The sequence below is a fragment of the Chryseobacterium sp. genome (assembly GCF_022869225.1).
Lineage (GTDB): Bacteria > Bacteroidota > Bacteroidia > Flavobacteriales > Weeksellaceae > Chryseobacterium.
In genome coordinates, this window is the sequence record NZ_JALIHL010000001.1 from 1,082,161 (window position 1) to 1,095,754 (window position 13,594).

The following is a 13,594-nucleotide window of genomic DNA, read 5'->3' on the forward strand; positions in this document are numbered from 1 at the left end:
TTAATTTAATTATATAGAAACAAAAATCTGCTTTATTAAAATAAAGCAGATTTTATATTATTTGGAAAATACTTTCTCAATGATATGTTGTATTCTCTTTTTATCTTCTTCTTCAAGATTGGAACCCGAAGGCAAACATAGCCCGCGTTCAAATAAATTTTCAGCAACATTTTTACCATAATAAGGAGCTTCAGCAAAGACAGGCTGCATATGCATCGGCTTCCAGAGTGGCCTGGATTCTATATTTTCTTCCAGCAGTGCCAGTCGTAAATCCTCGCGGCTCTTACCTGTTATCCTTTCATCCACAAGGATGGCAGACAGCCAGTGGTTGGAATAGTAATCAGCGCTGCTCTCAGACAGCACATCAACCCCTTCTATATTCTGAAATAATTCCACATAAAAATCGTGCATTTTTCTACGGGCATTTACTCTGTCATTTAAAACTTCCATTTGTCCACGCCCTATTCCTGCAGAAATATTACTCATTCTGTAATTATAGCCTATATGAGAGTGCTGATAATGAGGTGCATTATCTCTAGCCTGAGTTGATAAAAACACGGTATGCTGTTTATCTGATTCTGAATGGCAAACCAACGCTCCCCCTCCAGAAGTTGTAATAATCTTATTACCATTAAAAGACAACACGCCAAAACGTCCGAACGTTCCACATGCCTTTCCTTTATATTTGGATCCTAATGCTTCAGCAGCATCTTCAATCAGTGGGATATTATATTTTTCCGCAATCGCAGAAATTTCATCCATCTTAGCCGGCATACCATATAAATGAACGATAATAATAGCTTTAGGCTTTTTACCTTTTGAAATCCTGTCTTCTATCGCCTCCTGTAAAGCTGCCGGACACATATTCCAGGTATCTTTCTCTGAGTCTACAAAAACAGGTTTAGCCCCCTGATAAGCGATCGGGTTGGCAGAAGCAGAAAATGTCATTGACTGGCAAATCACCTCATCTCCATATTCTACTCCACATTCAATCAATGCTAAATGCAATGCTGCAGTTCCCGCAGATAATGCGGCTACTTTCACATCAGCATGTAGAAAACTCTCCAAATCCTTTTCAAACCCATCCACATTAGGTCCTAAAGGGGCTACCCAGTTGGCGTCAAATGCTTCATGGATATACTTTAATTCATTACCTCCCATATGAGGGGAAGAAAGCCATATTTTTTCTAACATATTATTCATGAAATTTTATTGGTTTCGCGGGAATACCAACTGCAGTACAATTTGCAGGAAGGCTTTTTGAGACTACAGCTCCTGCACCTATTACAGTATTTTCTCCTATCTCTAACAAATTAATAATTTTCGCACCCGTACCTACGTACACTGAATCATTAATTAAAACTTCTCCCGATATATTTACAGAAGGCATAAATGAAGAATATTTTTTAATTTTAGTATCATGTCCTACAGTACAGGAAAGATTCAAAATTACAAAATCTTCGATTTCTATATCAATAGTAATAATTACACCTGCACAAATAATATTGCCTTTTCCAATTTTAACATTATCACGTCCCAATATAACTGACGGATGTATCAAATTAGGAAACCCAATATTGTTATTGGTAATATTTTCTATTATTTTTTTCTTTGTTTTAGGATCTCCTATCGAAACCGTTACATTTAATGGATAATCTACTTCATTAAGCTTTTCAATTTTTCCCAAATAAGGAATTCCATTGATATCACTTGGATATTCTTTGTCATCATAGAAACCTATAATTTCAAACTGTTTATTTACTTCGTTGATATTATCAATCAACATCTTCACTTCACGGCCAAAGCCTCCTGCTCCTACAATTGCAATTTTATTCATATTTTTTATTATATATTTCCTTTAAAGGCTTCCATTGTTGCCTGTCCCTCTTGAGAAATTCCTTCTCTTATCATTACTTTCTTTGCGGTAAGGAAAAGAATTTTAATATCTTGTAAAAACGATAGATTATCTACGTACCATACATCATAGTCAAATTTTTTTTCCCATGAGATGGCATTTCTCCCATTGACCTGTGCCCAACCTGTAATTCCGGGCCTTACCTCATGTCTTCTTGCCTGATGCCTGCTATATAAAGGTAAATACTGTACTAATAATGGTCTTGGTCCAATAAGAGACATATCGCCCTTTAAAACATTTATTAACTGAGGAATTTCGTCTAATGATGTTTTACGGACAAATGATCCTACTGTTGTTAGTCTTTCTGCATCAGATAACAATTGTCCATCCGCATCTTTTTTATCATTCATCGTTTTAAACTTAACGATTTTAAAGATTTTCCCTTTCAATCCCGGACGTTCCTGAAAAAAGAAAGGTTTTCCATGGTTAGCAAAATACAGGCATATTATTACGACTATTAATATTGGAGACAGGATTACTAATCCTATACAAGCTATCAGAAAATCAATTACTCTTTTTAAAAAAAACCTATACATCACTATCTTGTTTAAGTAAAGTTTTATATTCATTTAATAAAGCGTTCCAAATAACTGATTGCTCATATCGTGATTGAATCATAGAACGTGCGTTCTTTTTTAACTGATCATAATAATCCGCATCAGTCATTACTCTCTCCATTGCATTCTGCAATTTTTCAATATTTTTGACAGGAACGATAATGCCATTTTTATCTTCTATAATAATTTCATTACATCCATTAATGTTTGAAACAATGCTTGGCAGCCCCATAGCTCCCGCCTGCATTACAACATTCGGAAATCCTTCTCTATAGCTTGGAAAAACCAATGCATCTGCAATCGCAAAGTAAGGACGTACATCTTTCTGAAATCCTGCAACTATTATACTTTTATTATTTTCAATTTCTTTTAAAGTTTCAGGATGCAGAGGGTCTAAATCCGTTTCCAACGGCCCAACCAGTAATAACTTTGGGGTACTCGGCAGATTCTTCATTTTACTCATCATTTCAAATCCTTTGACTAGTTCATTGATTCCCTTGTCTCCTACCAAACGGCCAACAAACACGAAAACAAAGTCCGAGCCTCCTATATTCAAATTTCTTTTTAATGATTCTTTTTGATCCGGAGTTATTTGATCCGGAGAAAAATAAGAAGTATCAATTCCGTTTGAAGAGCCATTGGCTATCACCTTTAGCTTTTCTTTGGAAATATAGTTATTTTGAAGAATAAAATCATACAGCCCTTTTGAGTTGGGATATACACCGGTAGCTGATGAATAGGTGAGTTTTTCAACAAAGTCCAGTACTTTACGTTTTACACCTGTGGCTTCCATCAAAGGCAAGCCTGCTACAGTATGTAATCTGTGAGGTACTCCTGCTAATCTCGCAGCTAACATTCCTACAATCCCCGCTTTTGGAGTATGGGTATGAACAATTTGAGGCTTTTCTTTTTTCAAAAATTGATACATCTTCCTCAAAGATTTGAGATCCTGGAAAGGGGTAATCTTACGAGACATATTAACAGATATAACTTCTATTCCTTCATCATATTTTATTTCTTCCAATTCTTTTCCCGGTGAAGAAACACCAATTACTTCAAAATGATTCGACATAAATTGGTGTTGTCCCTTAAGTAATACTTTTAGAGAAAGTGGAATTGTAGTTATGCGTATTAGTTTAGCTTTCAAACTCAGCAATTATTTTATTTAAATTAGACTCTTTATATTATGAACAATCAGCAAAGATTTAACTTTTACAACAAGGTTTATCCAGCATCCGGAAATTTAAATTCAATACAAGTAAGGCCATCAATTTCATTTTTACTCTTTCATTTGCTATTTTCAATGGCAACAAAAATTTCCACTCTTGTTATTTGCTTGTTATAAAATAGATTCTTGATGAGAAATAACAAAACCAATCTTTATAGGCAAGACCTATTTATTTAACGGACTTGTTCATCATTTTCCCATTAACATCTACTTGCTTAATATTTAATTTTAAATTGGGAGACAGACTTCTTTGAACTCTAATATTAGATTTTGCATTATTCCATTTTGAGTTGGTATAATTCAGGGTTCCGGTAAAATCTCCAGTATTCACATTATCTACTCCAACTAAAGTTAATGGGTTTTGGCTTCCTTCATCTATATGATTATCTATATTAACCAAAACATTATTTTTATTTGTAAATTTGTGAAATACGACTTTTATTCCATCAACTTTGTTGTTTATAGTCTTAATATTATTTAAATTGATATTATATAAATACTCATCATTTAAATTAGGTTCTAAATCAATTCCTGCCATAGGGTTTGTCCCATTGGTATTTTTAATGGTCATATTTTCAATAATAATATCTTTTCCAGAAATAACAGAAATACCATTTCTTCTATTATTATCTAAGACACCACCCGAAATCCTAACTCTATTGCAATAAGACTGCTGCTTTCCGCTTCTTCCAATATAAATACCATCGCCCCAAAAGTTTTTAATATTAGGATTAATGACATTCACATCATTTGAAGAAATTATATTAATTCCCATTCCCCATTCTCCATTACTGTTCATATGCTGATCTCGTTCACCAACCAAATTGGGGTTAATAATTTTCACATTCTTAACATTAGAAACTAACAATGCCTGATATTTAGGCTGATCATTGGGCAATACGATCAGGCTTGAGTTTTTCTGAAATGTAATGATCCGATCACTTGGAACAGTTATTCCTGTATAACTTACCGCTATTGGAAAATTAGGCATAATAATTTCCTTATTTTCATTAAAGGCTTGTTGCAGATATTTTGTATAATCAACATCTCCTTTCATAGAATAGTTTGCAGGTAAATACTTAATGATATTTGAAATATCATTTTTATCCGGATGTTTATTCTCTATACCTGGGGTGGGCTTATTTCCCTCTTTTCCAATGCTCATTTCAGACGTTATCTGATTTTGATAGCTATTATCAATACTTATATTATTGTCCTTTTGTTTAATACAATTAGAAAATAACAGGGCAGACATAATATTTAACATTATTTTCATAGCTCATATCTTTTAATGGGGTTAATAGTAATTCAAAACATTAATAATTACTACTCTAATATTTTAATGATCTTAGCGGGTATTCCTCCAATTAATAATTTTTCACTGAAAGATTTATTTACAACAGCGCCTGCAGCTACAATAGATCTTTTACAAATTGTAACACCTGATAAAACTCTAACACCACAACCAATCCAAACATCATCTTCAATACATATAGGTCCTAAAGTCTCTGGATTATATTTTATTGGGATTGTAGTGTCTTTCCAAGTATGATTTGTAGAGATCAATGTTGTTGAATGTGCTATTGAGACATCATTACCTATTTTAACTCCTCCAGCTCCTTCTATATAACACATAGGATGAATGCTTATATTATCTCCAAATTCTATATTTTCCAAATTAAAGATAAAAACCCCAGGTTGTATAGAAACATTGGTTCCTGCTTTTTTTGCGATATTTTTAACAAAAATATAACGTAGCAACAAACCAACTTTTCCATTGGTATTTCTAAAACTTTTCAATAGGAAATAATTTCCTCCTTTTCCTAAAAGACTAAAAAGTGTAATTAGCAGTTTTATAATGCTCTCAAACTTTTTAAACTGATCTCTACCCGTCATTGTTTAGTTTTTTGATATTAATGTCATCGGAAAAGCTGTCTTTGATATAGAGTCCGAGCCCAAATGGTAAAGTTATAAGGGATAATGGTTCCGCCCCTAATTCCCGCATCAACCTTAATATATTTTTATCTTTACAAAATCCAAACCGCCAATAATTGATCATAGATTTTAATTTAAGATTCATAGAACTTTGTTGACTGTGCGATAATTCTTTATATAATAATGTTGCATACTGAGGATTTTTTCTTCTATTTCGAATACTATTATTAGACAAACCTCCTTCCATATATTCCGCTATATAGATAGTTTCATTAAAGTACCGGAATTTATATTTAAGAGCCATCCTATTCCATATCAGTGATTCTGCAACAAATTTCTCTCCATTTATTTCAGGAAAGTAAAATTCTCTAAATTTTTCTGTCACTAATACTTTAGCCATATCAGCTACTATTCCAAATTTCTCTCTTCTTTCAATCAAATTAGAGTCCAATATATCAACGGGAAGTAGTTTACTTCCCAAAATATTTCTATTAGGTGTAGCCATATAACCTACAACACCAATAAAGGAATCATTTCCTTTTATTGTACTGTAGTGCTTGTTTATAATTTCCAAACTATCGGAAGGTAAATAGTCATCACTATCCACTATAAAAAACAGTTCTCCTTCTGCATAATCTAATCCTTTATTAATAGCTCGGTGTTTTCCTCCGTTCTCTTGTTTATAATAACGGATTAAAATTTTGTTTTCCGACTTCCATAAATCTACAAGATCGTCTGTATTATCAGTACTTCCGTCATCAACGATTAACCATTCAAAGTCTTGATATGATTGTTCTAGTAAACTTTCATACAACTTGAATAGAGTATTTCTTCTATTATAAGTAGGAGTAAATATTGTTATTTTATTCATTTGTCAAAATCTTCTCTAACACGTTCTCGAATCTATCAACCTGTTGTTTAGGAGCATAATTTGCTATAATTAAATTATAACCATTTTGAGCTATTTTATTATACTCATAATCATTCCCTTTCAATAACATAATAGTATTAAAATAATCATCTACAGCATTAAAGTCTGATAAATAACCTGTGAAATTATGCAGAATAAAGTCAGTAACTCCCCTACGGCATTCGCAATAACAGGTTTTTTAAATGCTAATGCTTCCATCACAACACGAGGTAGTCCTTCTGTATAAGAAGGGTGTATTACAATATCAGTTTCATTAAAATACTTATAAGGATCATTACTATCAGTAACTAGTTTGATATTATTCCCTAAATTATTCTGATCAATTAATTCATTTATCTTTTTATAAAATTCCTGAGAATCCAAGTGGTCATATATAGCACCTACAATTATAATCTCAAAATCTACTTCAGCAGCTTTTAATTTTTTTGCTAATTCAATAGTGAGCAGTTGCCCTTTTTCTTTTAGATACCCTCCACAATGAAGAATTGTAAGCTTGTTATTTTTTGTTACAGGATTGTTTACTTTATAAGATTCAATTTTATCAATATCTATAGCATTGTGAACAACATAAATATTTTCTGGCTTAGAAAATCCTCCTGAGAAAATGGCTTGACGGGTTGATTCTGAAACTCCGATAAAATATTCGGCTTTGCTTTTAAAAATATACCTTTTTAATTTTGGAATGGAATTCAAATTAAACCAACCTCGAGCAAAGTAAATAATTTTATAAGATTCAGACTTTTTTAAAATTGATAAGGTCTTTGAGTTGTTTACAATTATTAATTCAATTTTATTCGTAGTAATATATTTTTCAAGATTCTTTTGCATTTCTTTTCGTTGCACATAAAAATCTACTATATTTTTTAGTATTACCAGAGGATTTTTGGATGAGTTAATTATAATTGGATTATTTCTATTTAATAATATTTTTAAATTAATATTCCTTTGTGTGACATCATCAACAAATTCTGTACAATTTCCCCAAAAATCAACAATATGAACATTGTGATTTTGTTTTTTCAATCTTTCAGCCAGCTCTACTGTGCTTTTTCTTGCACCTCCATGAACCTGTACAGCTTCTAAAAATAATATATTCATCTATTAATTATTGTTATTAAGATACATCTATTTTTTTGCCTTTTCAGCAGACTCGTTCATACCTTCTTGAAATATTACCTGCCTGAATTGATATTCAGTTTTATCAAAAATATCCGAATAAGGATACCACAAATTAGCTTTTTGAGTGTTTTTATAGTACTTTGAAGTATCAGCACTATAAAATTGATATTTATAAAATAACGGACCTATTGTTAAGATAAAAACCATTAAAAATCGTGCTTTATTAAACTTTTTCACATGCATAACCAGGTATAGTGTGTTCACAAAAAAGACAAGCATGAATAATCCAAAGTAATTAATTAAACGCCCAAATCCTGAATAAGGTATATAAATAGAAATGATAAAGAAATAAGGAAAAATAAGTTTCTCAAAAGTAAGTTCTTTAAAATATTTTCTATTTAAAACGACAAGACAGTAAGGAAATAAAGCAAAAACTATAAAATTATATATCATTCCATTAACACTCAATGAGTATTTTGAATAATTGGCAAATTTGGATGACATACTTTCTGTCAATGCAATAAAATTTACCAGACCAGGAAATAATGTAAAAACAGACATTACTGTGATCCCTGAAAATATCAGAATCATTAATCCTTTCCTATCCAATTTAAAATTAGCAAGGAAAGGCAGCAATAACAATATCGTAGACGAATTATGGAAAAAAAGCAATATAATATTTATTATATAGTACTTCTTATACTCTTTTTTTCCATTGCAGGATACATAAAACCTGCAAAGATACATACTGGGATAATCTCCCGTAAAATTTCCATATTAAAATAGAAATAATAAAAAAAAGAATAAAATAAAACAGCCGTAAAGTAATAAGGAGTATAGCGTTTAAAAAATTGAAAAATTATAACATTTACGAAAATTGCATGAATGGTTTGGAAAAACCAAAATTCCGGTACTATAGATTTTGCAATAGAATTAAGCAACACATACCCTGGTTCCCATCCTATTTCCAGGAAATTAATTTTTGAAAATTGATCAATTGGATAAATCAATGTTTCAAATCTTAATTGATATATCATACTGTCACCGCCTACTTTCCATCTTAATCCTGCGATCAGAATCAGGATAATCATTGATAGATAGTAGAAAAACGTTTTAGGCCCCTTGACTCTAAAAAAATCAAAGGATATTGACAATAATAAAAGATAAATAAATACCAGTAAATAAATCATTTCATTATTTTCTTTACATTTTTATAAGAAAACCACAAATGCATACCAAAAGCTACACAAACTATTAGTGCTATTAAAATTCGTTTGTACAAATCAAGCTCTACATACATCATCAATATTGTAATGAACAATGTAGGAGTTAATAGTAATATAAATTTAGGAATACTGAATGGGACATAATATAATTTATTGGATATAAACCATGAAAGGCTTACTAAAAACAAGTTAGTTATAATCATAGCTATAACAACACCCTTTAATTCAAAAAACTGAATTAATACATAGAGAGAGACAATATTCACAATCACTGACAGAATAAAATTAAAGGATAAATATTTTGTTTTTTCCTTTATCTTAGGACCGATATCAACCACCTCTTTAATAATATATAATGAAAAGAACAAAGACAATCCTCCAACGTATTTTGCTGCTGAATAAAACTCTTGTGTAGCAAGTAGCTTTACCATTTCCAAAGAAAATAAGCTAATCAGACATACACATAAAAAGGTGACCCCAACCGACCAATGGGAATATATTACTAAAAACTTTCTGATTATTTTCTTTTTTGAATTGAGCATGCATAAAAGGTGCCCATGCCATAATAAAAGCTGTATTAATGAGCTGTATAGAAGAAGCCAGCTTCATAGAAACAGAATAGATCCCAATTGCAGCTAGCGATAAATAGCCTAACATAAAAAACCTGTTTGCCTGTCCCAATACCATACTTCCCACACGGGCAGGAAACTGTGGTAAAGCATAGCTTAAATTTTTGCGCGACATTATTTTCGATAACTTCATGACAAATTGTTTCCTTACATAAAAAGTAACCAGAAATGTTGAACAAAAAATGGCGCTTACCTGTGCTATAAAAACTCCCTTTAATCCAAGTTTAAGATAAATTACAAAAACATAAACAAAAAGAAGAGTTGAGACCACTTTTGTTATAATAACACTTAAAAATTTTAAGTTCTCTTTCTCAAAACGCAGCAACACTAAACCTAACATACTAATATTAGTAAGAGGAAGCTGTATAGCAATTGTTTTAATAAGCATTGCATATTCTGGAGTTTTAAAAAGCTGTTGTGATAAAATGCCTGAAGCTAAAAAGATAATCCCACCGATAACAATAGAACATATACCTATCCAATAATAAATCGTTGAAACCAGTAATTTCCTTTTTAATTTATCATATTCATAATAGTAACGCTGTAAAGATGTTTCTAACTGTAATAATCCAAATATACAAGCGACCTGCAAAACGGTTCCTATCATATCTATTATACCATATTCTGTTGCATTGAAATATTTGGTATAAATAGGTAAAATAACAAACCCTAACAATTTCTCAATCGAGGTTGCTAATCCAAAGGATAGGAATGCTTTTAAGAAGTTATTCATTTATATTAAATCTTTTTAGCCAATTCATAAAATCATATTTTTCTAAAATATTTTGATTAATATTTGTATAAGGTGAATGGATGAAGTCAAATATATTCTCAAAATTATCATGGTTTAAAACAAAAATATTATGAGCATTATAAAAATCTTCGTTGATAATATTAATATCGTTTGTTATTAGCTTTTTATTAAAAAAATCGACTCCATCGGCCTCAATGTTAGTCCAACTTGCCCTAACTGAATATAATCTACTATTACTTGACTTTTACTAATTAAATCTAAGTATTCATTATATTTGATTGGCCTTATATTGTAAGGATTAGGATGATTTTTATCTGGAACAATATGAAAATTAGTTGAAATTCCTTGTTGAATCAGATTATTTTCTAAATCAGTAAGAGCTGTTTTTCTTCCTTTATCTGCTCCTAAAAAGAGAACTTCTTTTTCTAGAGGTTTCTTTTCAATTGAAATATTATCAAAATAAAAAGTTGTATTATAGTGTAGATTGTACTTTCTACAATCGTCTTTATCAAAAGACCAATACTCTATGTTTTTTCTTTTAAGATGACTTGGATTAAAGCATCTGAATACCGGATTCCAGTACCAAACAATAATCCTTATATTTGGATGATTATCTGCTAAGTCCTTTATAAAACCATAACGATTGGTAGCAAAAATTATAACAGTTTCTATATTGGCTAACTGGTTTTTCCACTCGCCATACCATTCTTTTCTGCATAGACCGGTCTTAAAAGAAATTTTTCTAAGAACTTTCTCCAGCCTGTTTACAGCTCGAAATGACGAAAAGCATTTTACACCTTTATCTTCAATAAACGGTACAAAATGTTTCACTGAATCATATATAAGTAAAGTATTTTCTACATTCATTTTATCAGCATTCTTCAATGGTAGTCCAAACTGGAATCTAAGTTAAAATTCAATATCAGATAGTGAATAATTAATTGCCTTATAACATAAGAGCCGATAAAACCGGCTCTTCCTGTTATACTATCTATGTATTACACTATAATCTGGCATCACAATTATCTAAAATACCTTTCACATCATAAATAATTGCATTTTCCTTCAAAAAGTTGCCTAAGTCTAATTCAAGAAACGCTTTATGGGCAACGGTAAGGATAATTGCGTCATATTTTTCTGTAATATCATCAAGAGAGTTGTTAGAGTGTATACCATACTCATGATAAACTTCTGCTTCGTTAGCCCAAGGGTCATAAGTAGTGACCTCCAACGAATAATCTTCCAGGGCTGTAATAACATCCACGGCCTTGGTATTACGTACATCCGGACAATTTTCTTTAAAGGTAATTCCTAAATTTAATATTTTGGCACCATTTACCTTAATACTTTTCTTAATCATTGTTTTAACTACCTGAGAAGCAACATATTGCCCCATAGAATCATTAAGACGTCGCCCTGCTAAAATAATTTCAGGATGATAACCTCTTTCCTGAGCTTTCTGAGCTAAATAGTAAGGGTCAACCCCGATACAATGCCCACCAACAAGCCCTGGTTTAAAAGGCAAGAAATTCCATTTTGTTCCCGCTGCTTCCAAAACGGCGTGAGTATCAATATCTAATAAGTTAAATATCTTCGCCAGTTCATTGACAAAAGCAATGTTTATATCCCTTTGTGAGTTTTCAATAACCTTTGCTGCTTCAGCCACCTTAATGGTAGGAGCTAAATGTGTACCTGCTATAATAACAGACTTATATAGATCATCTATAACCTGACCTATTTCAGGAGTAGAACCAGAAGTCACTTTTAAAATCTTTTCAACAGTGTGCTCTTTATCTCCCGGATTAATACGTTCTGGTGAATATCCTGCAAAAAAATCTTGATTAAACTTTAATCCTGATACTTTTTCTAACACAGGAATACATTCTTCTTCAGTGACACCAGGATATACCGTGGACTCGTAGATCACAATATCTCCCTTTGAAAGTACTCTCCCAACAGTTTCTGAGGACTTGTATAGAGGCGTTAAATCTGGACGATTATGTTTGTCTACAGGCGTTGGTACTGTTATCACATAAATATTAGCTTCTTTAATATCATCAAGATTTGAAGAACAATAAAGTCCATACTCTGATGTTGTAAAAGGATTTTCATTGATCAGTACAGCTTGTAAAATATCATCATCTAATTCTAATGTATGATCTTTCCCTTCATTTAATTCTTCAATACGTTTTTGATTAATATCAAAACCTACTACAGAATATTTTGTAGCAAATAAACGTGCCAAGGGTAGACCTACATAGCCTAAACCAATAATTGCTATTTTATGTGTCGTATTCATTTAATACTTTATTTATTATTTGATTTTAATATTTATTTTAAATTTTCCCAATACCATTGAACGGCTTCTTTTAATCCTTTATCTATAGTATGGGTGGGCTTGTAGCCTAATAATTTTTCCGCTTTTTCAATAGAAGCCAATGAATGTGGAATATCTCCGATACGGTTGGGACCGTGAATAGCATTAATATCAGCAATTTCTGCATCAAATTCTCCAAGATATTCCCTTAGATATTTAACCAGATCATTTAAAGTGGTACGGTCTCCAACCGCAGTATTGTAAACGGTATTAATCGCTTCAGGATTATCTGTCAACATCGCCAGTTCATTCATCTGAATAACATTGTCGATATAGGTAAAATCCCGTGAGTAATTACCCTCGCCATTAATCTTGGGTGATTCGTGGCTCATCAGTTGTTTTACAAACAATGGAATTACTGCTGCATAAGCACCATTCGGATCCTGGCGGCGTCCAAAAACGTTGAAATAACGCAATCCTATACATTCTATGCCATAAGTCTTACTAAACACATCTGCATAAAGCTCATTGACATATTTTGTGATTGCATAAGGAGATAATGGCTTTCCAATCACCTCTTCCACTTTCGGCAAAGATTCTGAATCTCCGTAGGTAGATGACGATGCTGCATATACAAAACGTTTAACATTGGCATCACGTGCAGCCACCAGCATATTTAAAAAGCCTGAAACATTAACATCGTTACTCGTAATAGGATCTTTAATCGAACGGGGAACAGAACCTAATGCTGCCTGGTGTAAAATATAATCCACTCCATCAACCGCTTTTCTACAAACGTCAAGATCACGGATGTCTCCCTCTATTAAAGTATAATCAGGATTTTCGAAGAAAGGCTCTACATTATGACGGTGCCCAGTTGCAAAATTATCCAGACAAACAACTTTATAATTTTTATTTAAAAAATACTCAGTTAAATTAGAGCCTATAAAACCTGCTCCACCGGTAATTAAAATTTTATGCAT

At 31.8% G+C, this 13,594-nt stretch carries 13 protein-coding genes and 1 pseudogene; all 14 read right to left on the reverse strand.

What is annotated here, in order from left to right; all coding sequences use genetic code 11:
- Positions 1–57: 57 nt before the first annotated feature.
- The 14 genes and pseudogenes from MUW56_RS05075 to MUW56_RS05145 all read right to left on the reverse strand — a co-directional run bounded on the left by MUW56_RS05075 (position 58) and on the right by MUW56_RS05145 (position 13,594).
- Entirely contained in the window at positions 58–1,194 is a 1,137-nt protein-coding gene (locus tag MUW56_RS05075) for an aminotransferase class I/II-fold pyridoxal phosphate-dependent enzyme (protein ID WP_292012171.1), read from the reverse strand.
- 1 nt (position 1,195) lies between these two features.
- Positions 1,196–1,837, reverse strand: coding sequence for a NeuD/PglB/VioB family sugar acetyltransferase (locus MUW56_RS05080; RefSeq protein WP_292012172.1), 642 nt, complete (start codon positions 1,835–1,837; stop codon positions 1,196–1,198).
- An 8-nt stretch (positions 1,838–1,845) separates the two neighbouring features.
- A complete protein-coding gene (locus MUW56_RS05085; RefSeq protein ID WP_292012173.1) occupies positions 1,846–2,451 on the reverse strand; it encodes a sugar transferase in 606 nt (201 codons plus the stop codon).
- Entirely contained in the window at positions 2,444–3,628 is a 1,185-nt protein-coding gene (locus tag MUW56_RS05090; protein WP_292012174.1) for a glycosyltransferase family 4 protein, read from the reverse strand. The genes MUW56_RS05085 and MUW56_RS05090 overlap by 8 nt, the downstream gene beginning before the upstream one ends.
- Positions 3,629–3,869: 241 nt before the next feature.
- Positions 3,870–4,976: a hypothetical protein gene (locus MUW56_RS05095; protein ID WP_292012175.1), complete on the reverse strand. Its 1,107-nt coding sequence runs from the start codon at positions 4,974–4,976 to the stop codon at positions 3,870–3,872.
- A 50-nt stretch (positions 4,977–5,026) separates the two neighbouring features.
- Positions 5,027–5,596: an acyltransferase gene (locus MUW56_RS05100; RefSeq protein WP_292012176.1), complete on the reverse strand. Its 570-nt coding sequence runs from the start codon at positions 5,594–5,596 to the stop codon at positions 5,027–5,029.
- Positions 5,586–6,506 (reverse strand): glycosyltransferase family 2 protein, encoded by a 921-nt coding sequence (locus MUW56_RS05105; RefSeq protein WP_292012177.1) that lies wholly within the window; start codon positions 6,504–6,506, stop codon positions 5,586–5,588. Before MUW56_RS05105 ends, MUW56_RS05100 begins: the two co-directional genes overlap by 11 nt.
- Positions 6,507–6,656: 150 nt before the next feature.
- Positions 6,657–7,664 (reverse strand): glycosyltransferase, encoded by a 1,008-nt coding sequence (locus tag MUW56_RS05110; protein ID WP_292012178.1) that lies wholly within the window; start codon positions 7,662–7,664, stop codon positions 6,657–6,659.
- Between the two features lie 27 nt (positions 7,665–7,691).
- A pseudogene (locus MUW56_RS22800) lies at positions 7,692–8,875 on the reverse strand (EpsG family protein).
- A complete protein-coding gene (locus tag MUW56_RS05125) occupies positions 8,872–9,342 on the reverse strand; it encodes a polysaccharide biosynthesis C-terminal domain-containing protein (RefSeq protein WP_292012181.1) in 471 nt (156 codons plus the stop codon). The pseudogene MUW56_RS22800 and the gene MUW56_RS05125 overlap by 4 nt, the downstream one beginning before the upstream one ends.
- A gap of 16 nt (positions 9,343–9,358) precedes the next feature.
- A complete protein-coding gene (locus tag MUW56_RS05130; RefSeq protein ID WP_292012182.1) occupies positions 9,359–10,273 on the reverse strand; it encodes an oligosaccharide flippase family protein in 915 nt (304 codons plus the stop codon).
- A 177-nt stretch (positions 10,274–10,450) separates the two neighbouring features.
- Positions 10,451–11,161 carry a hypothetical protein gene (locus MUW56_RS05135; protein WP_292012183.1) on the reverse strand — a complete coding sequence of 237 codons (711 nt, stop codon included), beginning with the start codon at positions 11,159–11,161 and terminating at the stop codon, positions 10,451–10,453.
- A 136-nt stretch (positions 11,162–11,297) separates the two neighbouring features.
- Complete coding sequence (locus MUW56_RS05140; protein WP_292012184.1) at positions 11,298–12,593, reverse strand: nucleotide sugar dehydrogenase; 1,296 nt, start codon at positions 12,591–12,593, stop codon at positions 11,298–11,300.
- A 32-nt stretch (positions 12,594–12,625) separates the two neighbouring features.
- The gene (locus MUW56_RS05145) at positions 12,626–13,594 is read right to left on the reverse strand and encodes an SDR family oxidoreductase (RefSeq protein WP_292012185.1); all 969 of its coding nucleotides are present in this window, start codon (positions 13,592–13,594) and stop codon (positions 12,626–12,628) included.

Coding starts and splice junctions, on each gene's coding strand:
- MUW56_RS05135 (WP_292012183.1), bottom strand. CDS start 11,161: ATGAATGTAGAAAATACTTTACTTATATATGATTCAGTGAAACATTTT.
- MUW56_RS05145 (WP_292012185.1), bottom strand. CDS start 13,594: ATGCATAAAATTTTAATTACCGGTGGAGCAGGTTTTATAGGCTCTAAT.
- MUW56_RS05130 (WP_292012182.1), bottom strand. CDS start 10,273: ATGAATAACTTCTTAAAAGCATTCCTATCCTTTGGATTAGCAACCTCG.
- MUW56_RS05110 (WP_292012178.1), bottom strand. CDS start 7,664: ATGAATATATTATTTTTAGAAGCTGTACAGGTTCATGGAGGTGCAAGA.
- MUW56_RS05105 (WP_292012177.1), bottom strand. CDS start 6,506: ATGAATAAAATAACAATATTTACTCCTACTTATAATAGAAGAAATACT.
- MUW56_RS05125 (WP_292012181.1), bottom strand. CDS start 9,342: ATGGTAAAGCTACTTGCTACACAAGAGTTTTATTCAGCAGCAAAATAC.
- MUW56_RS05100 (WP_292012176.1), bottom strand. CDS start 5,596: ATGACGGGTAGAGATCAGTTTAAAAAGTTTGAGAGCATTATAAAACTG.
- MUW56_RS05075 (WP_292012171.1), bottom strand. CDS start 1,194: ATGTTAGAAAAAATATGGCTTTCTTCCCCTCATATGGGAGGTAATGAA.
- MUW56_RS05095 (WP_292012175.1), bottom strand. CDS start 4,976: ATGAAAATAATGTTAAATATTATGTCTGCCCTGTTATTTTCTAATTGT.
- MUW56_RS05085 (WP_292012173.1), bottom strand. CDS start 2,451: ATGTATAGGTTTTTTTTAAAAAGAGTAATTGATTTTCTGATAGCTTGT.
- MUW56_RS05140 (WP_292012184.1), bottom strand. CDS start 12,593: ATGAATACGACACATAAAATAGCAATTATTGGTTTAGGCTATGTAGGT.
- MUW56_RS05080 (WP_292012172.1), bottom strand. CDS start 1,837: ATGAATAAAATTGCAATTGTAGGAGCAGGAGGCTTTGGCCGTGAAGTG.